Source organism: Methylocystis sp. SB2 (genome assembly GCF_049817085.1).
Lineage (GTDB): Bacteria > Pseudomonadota > Alphaproteobacteria > Rhizobiales > Beijerinckiaceae > Methylocystis > Methylocystis rosea.
Genome location: NZ_CP187401.1, coordinates 2,214,951 through 2,231,904 on the forward strand (window position 1 = coordinate 2,214,951; position 16,954 = coordinate 2,231,904).

Here is a 16,954-nt window from a genome sequence, read left to right on the forward strand (position 1 = left end):
GCATTGGAAGCGAAAAGCCGCGTGGCCCAGCGCGCCGCGAGAGCGCTGGCCGGGCCGCACGGCCAATTGGCGCCTCTCTAACACGCTTTGAGGGAGCGCGGAAATCCGGCGTTCTCATGGTGCAACGCAAACCAGCAGGCTACGGCAGGCGCCGGCTCCAGTCCTCACGCGCGACCACCTCGACGATGCGCCGCGCGGCGTCGCGCCAGGCGACGCGCAAGACCTGGTCCGGGTCGGCGACGCGGCGGCCGTCGAGAAAGTCGGCGATCGTCTCCGCCAGCGCCTTGGCGTTGTTGACCTGAAAATAGAGCGCGCCGGCCCGTCCGACCTCGCGAAAGACCGGGATGTCGCTGCAGATGACCGGGCGGCCGCGGCGCGCCGCCTCGACGATCGGCAGGCCGAACCCTTCGGCATAGGAGGGGAAGATCAGCGCCGCCGCATGGTCGTAGAGAAACGAAAGCTCGTCGTCGTCCGCATCGTCGAACCAGAACAGCCGACGGCCGAATTCCTTATGTCCGAGAATTTCGCTTGCCACCGCTTCTTCAAACCAGCCGCGCCGACCCACGACGATGAGTCGGACGTCGCGGCCTCTCGCCCAGAGGTCTTCACAGGCGCGAAGGGCGACGCGCTGCCCTTTGCGCGGTTCGATCGTGCCGACGGCGAGAAAGACCGGCGCATCCCCGGCGACCGCCGCTTTGATTTTGTCGCGCGGCGCGGCGTCTGCGCGCAGCGCAAGATCGGAGCCGCAGTGAAACCAGCCGATCTTGAGACCGGGACGATGCGGCAGCCCTTGCGCGGCGACATAGTCGGCGAGTTCATCGGCGACGGTTCGCGAAATCGCCAGGAAACTGTCGCTCTCGAGGAGCGCCTTGCGCAGCCAGGCGCGATAGCGCGGCACCGTCACTTCGTGGCAGGCGTGCGGATAAAGCTCCGGAATGAGATCGAAGATGCAGGTGACGACCTCGCCGCCCGCGTCCCGAATCTTCGCAAAAACCGGCGCGAGTTCGTCGAAGGCGTTCCAGCTGTCAGAAAGCATCAGAAAGCGGTCGCCTCCGGCGATCGCGATCTCGGAGTCGGGCGCGGCTTCGCCGCCGACAAGTTCGGCGATGAAGCCATTGGCGGTCAGCAGCCGGCCGTCCTCGCAGCGTGCCGCCAGAACCGGCAGGTCGAAGCTTTCGCCGCTATAGAGGCCGCGCGTCACTTCCTTGACGACGCGCTGAATGCCGGTGCCGGCGTCGCGCTTGATCGTTCCCGTCACATCGACCAGCAGCCTTCGCGCCGGCAGCGGCGCGCCTCGAGCGGCCGGCGCGACTTCACCGGACGCCGACGGCGTGGTCGCGTTGGGCGGCGGCGGGCGAAAACGCGCGACGACAGCGCTGGCGGCGTCGGCGAGGAACGCTTCGACCGGCCGAAGAAAGCGATAGATGTGGCCGGAGACCGAATAGATCAGCCGATAGCGCTCGTGGGTCAGATGCAGGAGTTCGGCGCGCAAATAATCGAGCTGAAATTCGAGCAGGCGGATGCGTTCGCGGTCCTGCTCGGGCTCTCGGTTTTGCCGCTCGCTCATGACCGCTCGCTCATGACCGCTTGCTCATGACGGCGCCGTTGTGGCCTGCGCTTGGGCGGCGCGGGCGTCGTCGAGGAGCGCCTGCAGCATGTCGTCGATGTCGTGGCGAGGACGCCAGCCGGTCGCTTCAGTCAGTCTCGTCGCGTCGCAGGCGACGCTGGCGATGTCGCTTTCAGGGCGCAGCAGCGCCGGATCGACCTCGATCTCAAATTGCGCCCTTGCCTGTCCGCGCAGCCGCTCGAGCAGCGCCTCCATGCGATGCGCCCTTCCGGACGCGATGTTGAAGATCGAGACGGAGGCGGGCAGATCCCGTGCACTTGCGATCAGCCGCATATAGGCGTCGATGACGTCGCGCACGTCGAGGAAATCGCGGGCCTTGGAGAGATCGCCGACCCTGAGGCGGGGCTCGGCGCGCCCCGCCTCGATCGCGGCGATCTGCGCGGCGAAGGAGGCGAGAGCGAAGTTGCGATTGCGCTGGCCCGGCCCTGAATGATTGACCGGCCGCGCCACGATGAGCCGCCCTTTGGGAGCCAGCAGATCCGAAAGCGCGCTCTCGGCGGCGACTTTCGAGCGGCTGTAGACGTCCACCGGCCGCAACGGGGCGTCCTCGTTCAACACCCCGTCGCGAAAGCTTGCGCCATAGGCCGCCGCGGTTGAGGCGAAGAGAAACGCCGCGGTTGGGCAGTGCCGCGCGACCGCCGCCGCAAGCGCGAAAGAACCATGAAAATTCACCCGCCAGGTCATTTCGCCGGCGTGCAGCGCCTGCGCGATCGACGACTGACCCGCCAGATGGACGACGAGATCGGGACGCATGCGCGCAATCAGCGAATCGATCGCGGCTTCGTCGACAAGATCGGCGACGGCTGCGGCGAAAGCCTCATGGCCCCCGCGTTCGCCGGGACGCAGCAGCAGCGACCGCGTCGCCTGCGGATAGGCCTCGGCGAGGGCGGCGCAGAGGTGGCCGCCGACAAATCCGGCGCCGCCCGTCACCAAGATGCGCTCGAAGGCGGCCATCGCGGGCGCCCTTTTTCGGGTTAGGCCGACTCGCGCCGCAGCCGCTCGAGATCGGCGTCGACCATCTCGCAAATCATTTCGCGAAGATCGATCTCCGGCTTCCAGCCGAGAACCTGCCGCGCCTTGCTTGAATCGCCAAGCAAAACGTCCACCTCGGCCGGGCGGTAGAAGGCCGGATCGATGATGACGAATTTCTCCATGTCGAGGCCGGCGTGCTCGAAAGCGATGTGGCACATATCGCGCACCGTGGTGGTGACGCCGGTCGCCACGACGTAATCGTCCGGCTTCTCCTGCTGCAGCATCAGCCACATGGCGCGCACGTAATCCTTGGCGTGCCCCCAGTCGCGCTTGGCGTCGATATTGCCGAGCCGCAACTCCGTCGCGAGTCCGAGTTTGATCGCGGCGACGCCGGTCGTGACCTTGCGGGTGACGAATTCGACGCCGCGCAGCGGGCTTTCGTGATTGAAGAGAATGCCCGAGGACGCGTGAAGGCCGAAGCTCTCGCGATAGTTCACCGTGATCCAATGGCCGTAGAGCTTCGCCACGGCATAGGGGCTGCGCGGATAGAAGGGCGTCTTCTCGCTTTGCATCGGCTCCTGGATGAGCCCGTACATTTCGGAGGAGGACGCCTGGTAGAAGCGCGCTTTGGGCGCGCCGAGCCGCATCGCCTCAAGCACGTTGGTGACGCCGACGCCGGTGACGTTCGCGGTGAGGATCGGCTGGCGCCAGGACGACGCGACATAGGATTGCGCCGCCAGATTATAGATTTCATCCGGCTGGATGGCCTGAACGGTGCGCAGCAGGCTTGAAAGATCCGCAAGATCGGCGTCGTGCAAATTCAGCTTGCCGCTGATGCCGAGCCAGCGCAGGCGATGGTCCTCGACGCCCCGATGCGACGAGCGCCGCACCACGCCATGCACTTCATAGCCCTTGTCGAGGAGAAACTGGGAGAGATAGGCGCCGTCCTGTCCTGTAACCCCGGTCACCAGCGCGCGCTTGGTCATTAATGGTCCTATTCAAATTGGCTGGCGGCCGTGGCGAAGGCGAAACCCCCGCAGCGGCGCGGCCTCAGGGCGTTCCGCGCCCTGGCGCGGGCGCAAAGGGCGCGCGCGAGGGAATTACAGAATCAGGGCGCGTGAAGCAAGAGCGTGGGCGGGAACAGGCCGGACGGCGGCGCGCGCCGCCGTCGGCAGTGTCGAGAATTGGCGTTGGTCCGCTTACGCCGGCTTGTCGGGCGGCGGCAGTTTGCCTTCCGGCGTCGCCTTGTCGATCACTTCCGGCAGATACTGAGCGAGAAGCGCTTTCGCCTTGTCGATGTCGATGCCGGCGTTCTTGGCGATTTCCATCAGCTTATCGGCGTTGACCACCTTGCTGATGTCCATCTCGCTGATCTTTTCATTGGGACCGAGGCCGACCCAGGAGTGGATCTGCTTTCCCAGTCCGGAGTTCTCGAAATTCTTGACGACGCCGTGGAGGCCGCCCTGCTTCTCCACATAATCCTTAATAAGGTTCAGGGCTTCAGCCCCGATCACGCCGCCAGCGATCGCCTTGAGCCAACTCATGAGTATTCTCCCTTTTTAAAAAAGCGCGCGCTTTGCGCCGCGCTAGCTGAGATAAGGCGGGGCATAGGCTTTACAATGGCGGGGGATCGGGCAGGGGATCGGGCAGGCGATCGCCGGCACAGCCTAAGGCCTTCATTCAAATAGGAGATCTTCCTTACGGTCGCCCCAGCGCCGGATTTCTTCCCAAATGTCAGGGGCGGTTTCGGCGTAGCGGAAAATATCGCGGTCCTGTGGAGCGATGACGCCCTCGTCGACCAGAAAGTCGACGTCAAAGGCGCGTCGCCAATAGCTTTCGCCGACGAGAATGATCGGGATCGGCTTGACCTTGCCGGTCTGCACCAGCGTGAGCGTCTCGAATAATTCGTCGAACGTGCCAAAGCCCCCCGGAAAGGCGACCAGCGCCCGCGCCCGCAGCATGAAATGCATTTTGCGCAGCGCGAAATAGCGGAAGCGCAGGCAAAGCGATGGCGTGACATAGCTGTTGGGCAGCTGCTCGTGCGGGAGGGTGATGTTGAGCCCCACCGTCTCGGCGCCGGCCTCGAAGGCGCCGCGGTTCGCCGCCTCCATAATGCCCGGTCCGCCGCCGGTGACGATCGCGAGGCGCGGCCGGTCTCCGCTCTCGCGGGCGGCGCCGACGAGCGCGCCGAACTCGCGCGCGATCTGATAATAGCGTGAATTATCGCGGGCGCGTTTCGCCGCCGCGAGCTGTCTGGCGAGAGCCGCGTCATCGGGATTGGCTGTCGCGCGCGCCTGCGATTCGGCGAGGCGGCTTTCCGCTAAAGCGGGCTCGACGATGCGAGTCGAGCCGAAAACGACGACCGTATCGGTGACGCCATGGCGTCGCAGCAGCAGTTCAGCCTTGAGATATTCGAGCTCCAGTCGAGGACCGCGCGCTTCGGCCGATGTCAGGAAATGAATGTCCTCGTCGGCCTTGCGGTACGACGGACTGGAGAGGATCGCCTGCAGCCGCTTGGCGGCGGCGAGGTCCGGGATATGCGGCGCCGGGAGTGCGGACGGGGCCGGCCCGTCGGGCTCAGGCCGGGAATTTCGCTCTTCATCGCTTGCGCTCAATCATACTCTCCTTTGGCGCCCATACTCTCCTGGGCGCTTTTCTTTATTTCCGGATACGTCCGGCGTATATGACCCGCCGGACGCCGGACGGCGAAGATTCATCGAGGAGCAGGGCGGGAGCGCATGGCCGGGCATAGTCAATTCAAGAACATCATGCACAAGAAGGGCAAGCAGGACGCGATCCGCTCCAAGCTGTTTTCAAAGCTCGCCCGAGAAATCACCGTCGCCGCCAAGATGGGCATGCCCGACCCGAATATGAACGCGCGGCTGCGCGCCGCCGTTCTCGCCGCTCGGGCGGAGAACATGCCAAAGGACAACATCGAACGCGCGATCAAGAAGGCCTCGGGCGCCGACGCCGAAAATTACGATGAAGTGCGTTACGAGGGCTACGCGCCGGGCGGCGTCGCCGTGATCGTCGAGGCCCTGACCGACAATCGCAACCGCACGGCCGGCGAGGTGCGCTCCTATTTCACTAAGGCCGGCGGCGCGCTCGCCGAGACAGGCGCCGTGTCGTTCATGTTCGACCGCGTCGGGCTCATCGAATTCGACAAGAAGGCGGCGACTGAAGATGCGATGATGGAGGCGGCGATCGACGCCGGCGCCGACGACGTCTCGACGACCGACGAGACGCATGAAGTGATTACGTCCGTCGAATCGTTGCGCGACGTCGCCAAGGCGCTTGAGGAGAAATTCGGCGAGCCGCGCAAGGCGGCGCTCGTCTGGCGCCCGCAGAACACGATCAAGGTCGACGATGATTCGGGCGAGAAAATCCTCAAGCTCGTCGGCTTGCTCGAGGACAATGACGACGTTCAGACCGTCTACGCGAATTTCGAGGTCTCCGACGCACTGGTCGCCAAGCTCTCGGGATAACCCGGCGACGGGGCGATGACGCCGATCCGCGCCGGGGTGAGAGATGCACAATAAGCGAGGCTATCACCACGGTTCGCTCAAACAGGCGCTGATCGACGCCGCTTTGGACATTCTCGCCGAAGGCGGACCATCGGCGCTGACGCTGACCGAGGCGGCGCGCCGCGCCGGCGTTTCGCCCGCCGCCCCCTACCGTCACTTCAGCGGACGCGACGCGCTGATGAGCGAGCTGGCGCGCCGCGGTTTCGAGACCTTTGGCGCACGAATTGAAACGGCGTGGGACGAAGGCCGGCCTGACGCCAAGAGCGCGATGCGGGCGATGTGCGCCGCCTATCTCAAATTTGCGCGCGAAGAGCCCGGACTCTACGCGGCGATGTTCGGGCAGGCGAAGACGCTTGCCGATCCCGGCGCCGGCGGCGCCGCCGACCATGCGCTCGAAATCCTTTGGCGCGCCGTGGTGGCGTGGCTGCAGCAGGCGGGCGCGCCGGCGCAGGGGGCGCGCTACGCGGCGCTGCAAATATGGTCGCTTGCGCATGGCGTCGCGATGCTGACCATCTCGGGCCATTTCGATCCCGTCAAAAGCGCGGATCCGGCGCTGGTGCTCGAGAGCGCCGCGCAAGGCGTCATGGAGAGCGCTGCGGCGCGCGCGAAAGCCGCGCCAGCTTAATCTCTTAATAAAGCGCGACAGGGCGCCAAATTACGCGCGCGCTTTAATCCTTCATTAACGTTAACGCCCTCAAATGACGCAAATCCCAATTGCGTGAGGGCTCCCGTGACGCAAGCGTCATCCCGACACATCCGCTTCAGAGGCAGGTCCTTTCCCGTCCTGACGCTGGAGCCCGAGCAGCCGATCGAAGGCTGGCTCGAGCAGCTCGACGCGCTGCTTGAGCAGTCGCCCGCCTTTTTCAGCCGGAAGTCGATCGTCATCGACCTCGCCAAACTGACGATTGAGCGGCCACAACTTACCGAGCTCCTCGAAAATCTCACCCGGCGCGGCATACGCCTCATGGGATTGTCGGGGGTCGACCCGTCATGGGCCAGCGACGATCTGCCGCCGATTCTGGCCGGCGGTCGCGCCACCCCCCAACCGCCGCCGGACGTCAGCGCAACGCGCGCCAAAGACGCAAGCCCTGGAACGCTGTCCCCAAGCGAAGAAGCAGCCTTCGAGGATATCGCCAACGCGCTCGGCGCCGGCGGCGCGGAGTCCGTCGATCCCAAATCGTCCGAGCCGCCGGCCCCCTCGGCTGCGCCGCTGATCCTGCTGGAGCCGGTGCGCTCCGGGCAGTCGATTTATCATCCGGACGGCGACGTGACCGTGATCGGCTCCGTCGCGTCGGGCGCGGAAATCATGGCGGGCGGCTCCGTGCATATCTACGGCACGCTGCGCGGCCGCGCGATGGCCGGCGCCTATGGCGAAAAACGCGCGCGAATTTTCTGCCGCAAGCTCGAAGCCGAGCTGCTCTCGGTTTGCGGCGTTTATCTCACCGCCGACGAGATCTCGGCGAATGTTCAGAGCCAATCCATCCAGGCCTGGCTCGAAAACGAGACGGTCAAGATCGCGCGGCTCGATTAAGAGAGGACGAACAATGGCCAAGACTTTGGTGGTGACCTCCGGCAAAGGAGGCGTCGGAAAGACAACGTCGACCGCGGCTCTCGGGGCCGCGCTGGCCCAACAGGGTCACAAGGTCGCGGTCGTCGACTTCGACGTCGGCCTGCGCAACCTCGATCTCGTCATGGGCGCCGAGCGGCGCGTCGTGTTTGATCTCATCAACGTCGCCCAGGGCGACGCCAAGCTGCATCAGGCGCTCATCCGCGACAAGCGCTTGAACAATCTCTATCTGCTGCCCGCGTCGCAGACGCGCGACAAGGACGCCTTGACCGAAGAGGGCGTGCAGCGCGTCATCAATGAATTGCGCGAGAAGTTCGACTGGATCGTCTGCGACAGTCCCGCCGGCATCGAACGCGGCGCGACGCTCGCGATGCGCTTCGCCGACGTCGCGGTGGTCGTCGCCAATCCGGAAGTCTCCTCGGTGCGCGATTCCGATCGCATCATCGGATTGCTCGACGCCAAGACCGAACGCGCCGAAAAGGGCGAACGCGTCGAGAAGCATCTGCTGCTGACGCGCTATGACGCGCAGCGCGCCGGCCGCGGCGAGATGCTCAGCGTCGACGATGTGCTCGAAATTCTCTCGATACCGCTGCTCGGGATCGTGCCGGAGAGCGAAGACGTCCTGCGCGCGTCGAACGTCGGCGCGCCCATCATTCTTCACAACGCCATGAGCCCCGCGGCGCGCGCCTATTCGGAAGCGGCGAAGAGGCTGTGCGGCGAAAAACTGCCGGTGAACATTCCCGCTGACAAGAGGGGACTTTTCGTTCGGCTCTTTGGTCGGAGGGCGGCATGAATATTTTCGGATTGTTCGGGCGTCGCGGCGCCACCGCGCCGGTTGCGCGCGAGCGCCTGCAGATCCTTCTCGCGCATGAACGCAAATCGGCGCGCGATTCGGATCTGATCGCCGTGCTGCACAAGGAAGTCCTCATCGCGATCTCCAAGCACATCAACGTCGACCCCGAAAAGGTCATGGTGAAGATGCATCGCAAGGAAGACATGTCGCTGCTCGAAATCGACATTGAGATCGAGCCGGCGGCGACGCTCGAAAGCGCGGCGGCCTTCGCGGATGACGCCGTGCTTGAAGAGGATCTGAGCGGCAAGGCGGCCTGATACGCGAACGCGAAACGCTTGAAGGCGCCGCGCCAATTTTTTTGGCGCGGCGCTTTCCCTTGCGCCAATGTTAATGCATATTACATTGGTGTCGGCCCCGCTTTGCGGCGGGCGGCCGTTGACAAACTGGAGCCCATCATGAGCTGCCATCGTTATTCTCGCATGTCGTCATCCGCAGAGGGCGGCACGCCCTGGGGGCATCACGGACGAATGTCCTGGAGGCCCTACGAGATCGCGGCGGTGATCCTTGGCTTTTTGATCTTCTGGCCGCTCGGCCTCGGCATACTGGTCTGGAAGCTTTGGCAGCGCAGCCAGGGCTTTGAAGGCGACTTCTTCGCCTTCGCCCAGGAGCAGGGCGCGCGGGTGAAGGAAGCCGTGAGCGGCGTCGCCCGAGAGGGTTCGGCCGCCTGGAGCGGCCCGTCCTTCATGCGCTCCACCGGCAATGTCGCCTTTGATGAGTGGCGCGAAGGCGAACTCGCGCGTCTTGAGGAAGAGCGTCGCAAGGTCGCCGAAGCGGAGCGCGACTTTGCCGAACATATCGACCAGCTGCGCCGCGCCCGTGACCGCGAGGAGTTCGAATCCTTTATGCGCGGCCGCAAAGGCGAAGATAAAGGCGCATAACGCCGGTTAAGGCTGCTCAAGCGCTGACCTGAACATAAAGAGGCGCAAATCGGCGATGTCCGATTTGCGCCTTTATCTTTTTGCGGATTCGGGCCGAATTTTCTTGGCTCGCTCCCGCGTTCCTAACGGGGAATGACGGACCGTTGGCGCGCCAAAAGACCGCCTCTGACGAATCCGGTCTTGCCCTGATAAGAGACGCGGCACCAACCCCTGCCGAGGCCACTTCTACAACGAAGGACGTCGACCTTTTTGCCGCCGGGAATGACCTCGATAACCGAGGAAAACATGCTCGCGCGTCGCTTGAGACTGGCGGCGTCAGTTGTCACGACTGGCGCAACGATGACCTGCGATCCGGACGTCCCGAGCGCAGGAGCGTTCACCCACCCGGTCTTTGAACCATAGCGGATCTGGCACCAGCTGTGACGCCAGCCCGGGTTGCAGCTCAACACCTGCACATCGGATCCGGCCGGGATCTGGCCGATTCTACGCCACGACGTTCCCGGTCCGGCGCGTAGCGTCGCCGGACTTTGGGCGGTGGCCGCCTGGGCGATGTCCTGGACAAGAAAAACGACGAGGCCGACCGTCGCTGCAGCGAGCATGTTTCGCATGACTGAAATCTCCCGGGTGAACGTCAATGGACTTCTGTTTTCTTGCGTTGCGCCGACATATCAGGCGAGCGAATGGAGGGTTTTGATGATCCGTTTAGAGGGTCTTTCAGCAACGCTCCGAGTCGTTCGTTGTTGGAGAAGACAAATCGCAGCGCTTGATCGTTTTTCAGTTGGGATAGACCTGAAGCTTTTCTAGAGGGGCTGCAAAACAATCTGAGATCGAAGCGCGCAACCCCATAGCCGCAGCGTGACTCAGCAAGCTGACTGATCGGCTCAAAATGGAATGTGAGCGCCCCACGTCCTGGCGTAAAACGAATTTTGAGTTCCGTCCCCTTTACGCCATCAGTGGGCCATTACGATGACTTCTTGCGGCTTTTCTGTTATAGGCAGCAAATGTCCTTCGTCCCAGACGCTTGGACTGAGCGTCATGCCGGGGCGTTTTCTCAATACTCAGTTACGCTTGTGCCGAGGCGGGTCTTTCGAGCGACCTTCCTTGCCATATACCCAACAGAAAGATCTTCAGCTTCAATGCGCCAGCCCACTCGTCCGTTCATCACGGCATATAAAGGTCGGTCTCCCAAATCTCGCACTTCGAATCCGTGGAAGATCGACGAGCCTGAAAATGCGAGTGGGAGTCCATCGCTTAATGGCTCCAGCGCTTCGGGCGCCCCTGAGGTCGAACGTGACGCCTCATATTTGGCGGCTCTAAACGCGGCGGACGCGGTTTTCGGCGCCAAAATGGCTGAACGTCCCCAGATTCTCTCGCCATCGACAGGCCTGCCGGGACGTGTGCTCCCGAACCTCTTGCAGGACGACGTCATAAGCGATCCTCCGGCGCGAGGCGCATCAACTCGGACGCGTCGTGTGCGTCAGCCGGCCAAAGTTGCAGAGGCTGTTCCTGCGAAACCAAAAAAGGCGAAGCCGCAGACCGCGCCGCAGGCAGTAGTGACCCCGATTTTCACGGCGCAGCGCGCAAAAGAACCGGAACCGGAAGTCATTCTCAAGACATCGTCGCGCGCGATCAGGACGATTCGACGGAAATGGGTTTTGAAGACTGAATTGAAAGCCGGCGAAACATGGAAGCGGCGCTTGAGCAAATTTGCGCGCTGATCACGTCGCCCGTTATCGCGCTCGTGAGCAGCACATCCCGTGCAGCTTGCGCGGGCGTGTGGATCGCCCGCCACAGTCCTCAAATATCTGAGCATTAACCACAATTCTCGACCCTGAATTAACGGCCCGGCGCCCATTGTCGCGGCCATGGTCCGCCGCGCCCATCACTCGTTGCTCGTGCCGGCGCTCGTCGCGGCGACGCTTTCCGCTTGCTCGATCGGGCAGAAGCCGCAGCGTCCGGCCTGGCGCACGCAGGCTGAAAACGCCTGTCTCGCCGAAAGGCGCGTCAACCCTTCCGACTACATCGCGCTCGCGCCTGAAGTCGACGGTCCGGGCATTTGCGGCCTGACGAGGCCGTTCAAAGTGACGGCGCTGCAGGGCGGGGCCGTTTCGTTCAACGCGACCGCCACGCTCGACTGCTCGATGGTGGCCGAACTCGACGCCTGGCTCGCCGACACCGTCCAGCCCGCCGCGCAGGCGCGCTTCGGACAGCAGGTGGTTCAGATCAATTCAATGGGCTCTTACGCCTGCCGCGGCATGAACAATCAGCGCGGCGCGCAGCTTTCTGAACATTCCTTCGGCAATGCGCTGGACATCGGCGGCTTCGTGCTCGCCAACGGCCGCGAGATCACGCTCGTGAGAGACTGGCGCAACGGCGACGACCAGACGCGCGCCTTCCTGATGGACGTGCATCGCGGCTCGTGCGGGCATTTCTCGACGGTGCTGTCGCCAGGCTCCAACGCCTTTCACTACAACCATATTCACGTCGATCTCGCCCTGCACGGCCGCTCGGGGCGCAGCATCTGCAAGCCCGCGCCGCAAGAGACGCTGCCGCCGCCCGACCCGTCGCCGCTGATCGCGCAGGGGCGCGCGCCGCCTGCGCCCGATGACGAGACCGACAATGACACGACGGGCAAGCCGCCGCTCGCAGCGTTCGAAGGACCTGGAGTCGGCGCGCGGGACGGGTTCGGCCCCGTCGCCGGACCTGAAGCCTATGCGCCGCCGCCGCCGCCGCTTCCGCCGCGCCGGGACGGCATCGGCCAGCTCATCGAGGATCCGGATCAGACGTCGAGCATCGGCCGGCGCCGAACCTTTTAGATCGCCGCCGGCTGGCGCTTCCTCATCGCTTGCTCGCGCCCACATTGACGAGTCGCAGAACGAGCCACGCCGGCACGACGAAAATGGCGCCGGCGAGCACATAGCTGACAAGCTCCCGCACCGCGCCGAAGCCCAGCTGATAGATGCGGTCGAAGAAAGCCTGCACGCCGCGAAAAATGTCGATCGGCCGCAGTTCGAGCCACATCAGCAGGGCGCCGACGACGAGCGAAATGACGAACAACCGCGCAAGAATGTTGAGCGGCGAGCCGCCGAGGAAATTTTCAAGCGTGTTGTTCGACGCCATCTGGTTGGTTTCCTGTGAAATTTTGTCGGAGATCGGCAGGAGCAGCACGTCATGGGCGGTCTCTGACCGCTCAGGCCGGGGCGGCTTGTCGAGATGCGGCCAATTGGCGAAGGGTCCCTGATCAGCCACCGGGGCGCTCCCGCGGACACGTCGTCGCTTTGGTCCTCACAGAGCGCCTCCCGGCGAGGTCTCTTCGCGGAACAGGCGCATTATGCGGCGCAGAAAGCGCTCGGTAAAGGAGAGCGCGCGCTCGAATTCCTCTTCGCTCGGCGCCATGTTCGGCCTTGCCGCCGGGGGGACGGGCGCACCCTCGGCGCGCGCTTTGAGCGCGGCGTTCTCCTTGCGCAGACGGTCGATCTCCGCCTCAAACGCGTCGCGCTCCTCGGCGCCAAGCCGACACGCCGTGACGCCGTCTTTCACCGAGCAATAGGACAGTGCGCCGGTCTCCTTGTTCAGCCGGACGTAGCCGCCCTCGGCAGGGGTGAGCGTGAAGCGTTCGCCTTCCGGCGCGATGATTGGCGGCGGCGTTTCGGCGGCCGCCGGCGCTCCGAAGGACGCGGCGAGGACAATTGCGAGGAAGAGATGCTGTGCTTTGCCCATGGTTGCCGCTCTTAAGGGGAAGCTTGCTCGCACATGGGCGTTTGTCGTTCGCGCGTCAATGGCGGGCGCGCGCATCGGCCGCGCTTGAATGGCTCGGCTGGCTCGGCCATATAGCTGGAGCCGGAGCGCTTCACGGGCTCTGGCCGAAGAGGCGCCAACAGGGCTTCAAGACATGTCGCGTCCGCCGCTCAACTCGCCGTTCCTGCTCGGCTTCGATGAGATCGAACGGGCGCTCGACCGCGTCGCCCGCACCGCCTCCGACGGCTACCCTCCCTATAATATCGAGCGCATTCCGCGCGTCGAGAGCGCGCCGGAGCGGCTTCGGATAACACTGGCCGTCGCAGGCTTCACCCGCGACCAGCTCGACGTCTCGCTCGAAGAAAATCAGCTTGTCATCCGCGGGCGCCAAACCGAGGATCGAGAGCGGCATTTCCTGCATCGCGGCATCGCCGCGCGGCAGTTTCAGCGCGCCTTTCTCCTGGCCGAAGGGATGCAGGTGCTCGGGGCCGATCTCGTCAACGGGCTGCTCTCGATCGATCTGGCGCGGCCCGAGCCGGAGCGGGTCATCAAAAAGATCGACATCGCGGCGCGCGACTGAGCGCTTCCGGATCACCTGGAATCCTGTGATGTAGATTTCGGAACGCGCGATTGCCCGCCTTCTCGGCAGGATCGACGCCCAGGCGACAAATGTCGTCGCCGTCACCGCTTGCCGACGCCATTTGCTTGAGAGCCTGCGCAGAAAGCCCTATCAGGTGTCATGTTCGAGCTAGCCGTCGCGCTTGTGTTGATAGTCATCAACGGGATTTTCTCGTTGTCCGAGCTCGCCATCGTTTCGTCGCGCAAAGTGCGGCTGAAGACTTTGGCCGCCGAAGGTCGCCGCGGCGCCGCCGCCGCCCTGGCGCTGGCGGAAAACCCGGGACGCTTCCTCTCCACCGTTCAGATCGGGATCACGCTCGTTGGAGTCCTCGCGGGCGCCTTTTCCGGCGCCGCGCTCGGTCAGCGGCTTTCGCAAGAGCTGCGCGCGCTTGGTCTATCGGACAGTGCGGCGGACTGGATCGGCTATGGCGGCGTTATCGGCGTCATCACCTATCTTTCCGTCGTGATCGGGGAATTGCTGCCCAAGAACATCGCGCTGCGCCATGCGGAAGCCATCGCCTGCCGCATGGCTGCGCCGATGGCGTTGCTTTCCACTCTGGTCACGCCGGTGGTCTGGCTGCTCGATGAGTCGACGAAGCTCATCTTGCTGTTCGTCGGCCAGGCCAACGAGCTTCAGTCCTGGGTCACCGATGAGGAAATCAAGACCTTTGTCGCCGAGGCGCATTCCGCAGGGGCGATCGAGGCCGACGAACAGCAGATGATTGCGGGCGTGCTGCGGCTGGGCGACCGCGCCGCGCGGGCGCTGATGACCCCGCGCACGGAGGTGGACTGGCTCAATCTCAGCGAGCCGGAGAACATTCTGCGCGAGCGTCTCATCGAGACGTCCCATGCGCGCCTGCCGGTCAGTCGGGGCGATATGGACGACATGATCGGCGTCCTGCTGATCCGAGACCTGCTTGGACCCGCGCTGCGCGGCGAGCCGCTCGACCTCGAATCCCATGTCCGGTCGGCGCCGGTCGTGCCCGATTCGATCGACGCGCTCGACGCGCTGAATGTTTTGCGCGAAGCCGAGACGCCGATGGCGCTCGTGCACGACGAATATGGCCACTTCGAAGGCGTGGTGACGCCCGCCGATATTCTCGACGCCATCGCCGGCGCGTTCAGGTCCGACGAGGGGCATGAAGAGCCAGAGGCGCTTCAGCGCGAAGACGGCAGCTGGCTGCTGGCCGGCTGGATGCCGGTCGACGAAATGGCCGAGCTTTTACACGTTGCGCTGCCCGAGAATAGGAGCTTTGAAACGGTGGCCGGCCTTGTCCTCGACGGCCTCATTCGGTTTCCGACCCTCGGCGAAACGGTGGAGAAGCTCGGATGGCGCTTCGAAGTCATCGACCTCGACGGACGGCGTCTCGACAAGGTGCTCGCGTCGAAGCTCCCCCCGGAGAGCCATAACGGCGCCCGCTCGAGAGAAGCTAACGGCTGAGTTGCGGGAGGGGTCGTCGCCGAGCGTGTGACGTTGCCCGGGCGGCAGGCGCGCCGACGGCGCGCCCCTTACTGGGACGGTTAGTGCAGGCTCACCATCTGCAGATGATTTTCACGTGCGTTGCCGATGCAGCCTTCTTCCGAATCCGCAAGCACGATCGGCGCGCCATCCGCACCGAAAAGCGCAAAGATCGTCAGCCCCGGCGCAATCTGCGGCGCCTGCGGGTAAAGCCGGTTAACGTCTTCCGAACTCATCGATCGCACATAAGCGATGAGGCCATCGCCAAGTTGCGCGAACTGCTCGGGCGTCAGCGGAGACTCTCTGGTTTCGGTGGCGGTTTTCATTTCCATCTCTACCTCCAAGGCGGTCCTTTCGTCCCCGCCGACGGCCCCACTGGCGGGCGCGCCGTCTGAAATAAGATGTGTAGCCTTTGGAGATTTTGAAGGGGTCGCGGCTACAGGCCGAGCGCCAGCCGTGCAGGATCTTCGAGCAACTCTTTGACGCGCACCAGGAAAGTCACGGCTTCTTTCCCATCGACGACACGGTGATCGTAAGAAAGCGCCAGATACATCATCGGCCGCGCTTCGATCTTGCCGTCGACGACCACAGGGCGTTCCTGGATCTTGTGCATGCCGAGAATGCCCGATTGCGGCGCATTCAGGATCGGCGTGGACATCAGCGAACCATAGACGCCGCCGTTGGAAATCGTGAAGGTGCCGCCCTGCAGATCGGCGATGTCGAGCGCGCCCTCGCGCGCTTTGCGACCAAGTTCGGCGATGGTTTTTTCGATCTCGGCGAGCGACAGACGCTCGGCGTCGCGCACCACCGGCACGACGAGTCCCTTCTCCGTGCCGACGGCGACCCCGACGTGGCAGAAGCGCTTGTAGATGATGTCCGTCCCGTCGATCTCCGCATTGACGGCAGGGACCTCTTCCAGCGCCTGGCAACAGGCCTTCACGAAGAAGCCCATGAAGCCAAGCTTCACGCCGTGCCGCTTCTCGAACGCCTCCTTGTAGCGTTTGCGCAATTCGATGAGCGCCGACATGTCGACTTCGTTGAACGTCGTCAGCATGGCGGCGGTGTTTTGAGCCTCTTTCAGCCGGCGCGCGATCGTCTGACGCAAGCGCGACATTTTCACCCGCTCCTCGCGGCGGGCGTCTTCCTGCGGAACGGGCACGCGGGGCGGCGGCGCCTCGACTCGCGCTTCCTGGGCGGGAAGCTCCTGGACGCGGCCTTCTTGCGCGGGTTGCGGGGCAGCCGCCTGACGCGCGGCGAATTGAACGACGTCCGATTTCAGCGCCTGGCCGCGCTTGCCGCTGCCGGGAACCTGAGCAATGTCGATCCCTTGCTCAACGGCGATCTTAGCGGCGGAGGGTGCCGGCGGCATCGTCGTCGCGGCCGGGGCGGGCGCAGCCGGCGCCGGAGCCGCAGCGGATTTGGGCGCAGGCTTAGGCGCGGGGCTCTTGCCGGCGGTCTCGCCGCTCTTCGCCGACGCGGCGGCGCCTTCGGCAATCTGTCCGAGCAGCGCGCCAGGACCGACAGTTTCGCCCTCCTTGGCGACGATCTCGGCGAGCACGCCGGCGGCGGGGGCGTTGACTTCGAGCGTGACTTTGTCGGTCTCGAGCTCGGCGAGCGCCTCGTCGGCGCGCACCGCGTCGCCCGCCTTCTTGAACCAGCGGCCGATCGTCGCTTCAGTCACCGATTCGCCCAAGGTCGGCACGCGTATTTCAGCCATC

The 16,954-nt window shown here is 64.3% G+C and carries 20 protein-coding genes; 9 read left to right on the forward strand and 11 right to left on the reverse strand.

The window, feature by feature from the left end; translation table 11 throughout:
- Nucleotides 1-139: 139 nt before the first annotated feature.
- From ACPS74_RS10855 to ACPS74_RS10875, 5 genes are all read right to left on the reverse strand, one after another.
- Nucleotides 140-1,567, reverse strand: a complete 1,428-nt coding sequence (locus ACPS74_RS10855) for a glycosyltransferase family 4 protein (RefSeq protein ID WP_029649143.1) — start codon at nucleotides 1,565-1,567, stop codon at nucleotides 140-142.
- A gap of 24 nt (nucleotides 1,568-1,591) precedes the next feature.
- Nucleotides 1,592-2,581 (reverse strand): NAD-dependent epimerase/dehydratase family protein, encoded by a 990-nt coding sequence (locus ACPS74_RS10860; RefSeq protein ID WP_029649142.1) that lies wholly within the window; start codon nucleotides 2,579-2,581, stop codon nucleotides 1,592-1,594.
- Between the two features lie 20 nt (nucleotides 2,582-2,601).
- Entirely contained in the window at nucleotides 2,602-3,585 is a 984-nt protein-coding gene (gene gmd / locus ACPS74_RS10865) for a GDP-mannose 4,6-dehydratase (RefSeq protein WP_018406561.1), read from the reverse strand.
- A gap of 213 nt (nucleotides 3,586-3,798) precedes the next feature.
- Nucleotides 3,799-4,143 (reverse strand): YidB family protein, encoded by a 345-nt coding sequence (locus tag ACPS74_RS10870; protein ID WP_029649141.1) that lies wholly within the window; start codon nucleotides 4,141-4,143, stop codon nucleotides 3,799-3,801.
- A gap of 132 nt (nucleotides 4,144-4,275) precedes the next feature.
- Entirely contained in the window at nucleotides 4,276-5,214 is a 939-nt protein-coding gene (locus tag ACPS74_RS10875) for a TIGR00730 family Rossman fold protein (RefSeq protein WP_029649140.1), read from the reverse strand.
- A 123-nt stretch (nucleotides 5,215-5,337) separates the two neighbouring features.
- Here ACPS74_RS10875 and ACPS74_RS10880 point away from each other — a divergent pair, with 123 nt between their 5' ends.
- From ACPS74_RS10880 to ACPS74_RS10905, 6 genes are all read left to right on the forward strand, one after another.
- Nucleotides 5,338-6,084, forward strand: a complete 747-nt coding sequence (locus ACPS74_RS10880; protein WP_018406564.1) for a YebC/PmpR family DNA-binding transcriptional regulator — start codon at nucleotides 5,338-5,340, stop codon at nucleotides 6,082-6,084.
- A 43-nt stretch (nucleotides 6,085-6,127) separates the two neighbouring features.
- Complete coding sequence (locus ACPS74_RS10885) at nucleotides 6,128-6,748, forward strand: TetR/AcrR family transcriptional regulator (protein WP_029649139.1); 621 nt, start codon at nucleotides 6,128-6,130, stop codon at nucleotides 6,746-6,748.
- Nucleotides 6,749-6,853: 105 nt separating this feature from the next.
- Complete coding sequence (minC, locus tag ACPS74_RS10890; protein ID WP_029649138.1) at nucleotides 6,854-7,654, forward strand: septum site-determining protein MinC; 801 nt, start codon at nucleotides 6,854-6,856, stop codon at nucleotides 7,652-7,654.
- A 13-nt stretch (nucleotides 7,655-7,667) separates the two neighbouring features.
- Entirely contained in the window at nucleotides 7,668-8,483 is an 816-nt protein-coding gene (gene minD / locus ACPS74_RS10895; RefSeq protein ID WP_018406567.1) for a septum site-determining protein MinD, read from the forward strand.
- On the forward strand, nucleotides 8,480-8,800 hold the full coding sequence (minE, locus tag ACPS74_RS10900; RefSeq protein WP_018406568.1) for a cell division topological specificity factor MinE: 321 nt from the start codon (nucleotides 8,480-8,482) through the stop codon (nucleotides 8,798-8,800). Before minD ends, minE begins: the two co-directional genes overlap by 4 nt.
- A 138-nt stretch (nucleotides 8,801-8,938) precedes the next feature.
- Complete coding sequence (locus ACPS74_RS10905; protein WP_029649137.1) at nucleotides 8,939-9,421, forward strand: DUF2852 domain-containing protein; 483 nt, start codon at nucleotides 8,939-8,941, stop codon at nucleotides 9,419-9,421.
- Nucleotides 9,422-9,543: 122 nt separating this feature from the next.
- Here ACPS74_RS10905 and ACPS74_RS10910 read toward each other — a convergent pair whose 3' ends face one another.
- On the reverse strand, nucleotides 9,544-10,029 hold the full coding sequence (locus tag ACPS74_RS10910) for an SH3 domain-containing protein (protein ID WP_239753661.1): 486 nt from the start codon (nucleotides 10,027-10,029) through the stop codon (nucleotides 9,544-9,546).
- Nucleotides 10,030-10,898: 869 nt separating this feature from the next.
- Complete coding sequence (locus ACPS74_RS10915; protein ID WP_157055213.1) at nucleotides 10,899-11,288, reverse strand: hypothetical protein; 390 nt, start codon at nucleotides 11,286-11,288, stop codon at nucleotides 10,899-10,901.
- Here ACPS74_RS10915 and ACPS74_RS10920 point away from each other — a divergent pair.
- Complete coding sequence (locus ACPS74_RS10920) at nucleotides 11,287-12,237, forward strand: extensin family protein (protein ID WP_029649134.1); 951 nt, start codon at nucleotides 11,287-11,289, stop codon at nucleotides 12,235-12,237. The two genes, ACPS74_RS10915 and ACPS74_RS10920, sit on opposite strands and share 2 nt — an antisense overlap.
- 22 nt (nucleotides 12,238-12,259) lie before the next feature.
- On the opposite strand, the gene ACPS74_RS10925 is transcribed toward ACPS74_RS10920, so the two are convergent.
- Nucleotides 12,260-12,670 (reverse strand): DUF6460 domain-containing protein, encoded by a 411-nt coding sequence (locus ACPS74_RS10925; protein WP_029649133.1) that lies wholly within the window; start codon nucleotides 12,668-12,670, stop codon nucleotides 12,260-12,262.
- Between the two features lie 36 nt (nucleotides 12,671-12,706).
- A complete protein-coding gene (locus ACPS74_RS10930; RefSeq protein ID WP_036241542.1) occupies nucleotides 12,707-13,141 on the reverse strand; it encodes a hypothetical protein in 435 nt (144 codons plus the stop codon).
- Nucleotides 13,142-13,313: 172 nt separating this feature from the next.
- Here ACPS74_RS10930 and ACPS74_RS10935 point away from each other — a divergent pair, with 172 nt between their 5' ends.
- The gene (locus ACPS74_RS10935; RefSeq protein ID WP_029649131.1) at nucleotides 13,314-13,739 is read left to right on the forward strand and encodes an Hsp20 family protein; all 426 of its coding nucleotides are present in this window, start codon (nucleotides 13,314-13,316) and stop codon (nucleotides 13,737-13,739) included.
- Between the two features lie 159 nt (nucleotides 13,740-13,898).
- Nucleotides 13,899-15,218: a hemolysin family protein gene (locus ACPS74_RS10940; RefSeq protein WP_029649130.1), complete on the forward strand. Its 1,320-nt coding sequence runs from the start codon at nucleotides 13,899-13,901 to the stop codon at nucleotides 15,216-15,218.
- A gap of 80 nt (nucleotides 15,219-15,298) precedes the next feature.
- On the opposite strand, the gene ACPS74_RS10945 is transcribed toward ACPS74_RS10940, so the two are convergent.
- Nucleotides 15,299-15,568: a DUF1150 family protein gene (locus ACPS74_RS10945; protein WP_018406579.1), complete on the reverse strand. Its 270-nt coding sequence runs from the start codon at nucleotides 15,566-15,568 to the stop codon at nucleotides 15,299-15,301.
- Between the two features lie 104 nt (nucleotides 15,569-15,672).
- Nucleotides 15,673-16,953 (reverse strand): 2-oxoglutarate dehydrogenase complex dihydrolipoyllysine-residue succinyltransferase, encoded by a 1,281-nt coding sequence (odhB, locus tag ACPS74_RS10950; protein WP_029649129.1) that lies wholly within the window; start codon nucleotides 16,951-16,953, stop codon nucleotides 15,673-15,675.
- Nucleotide 16,954 lies beyond the last annotated feature (1 nt).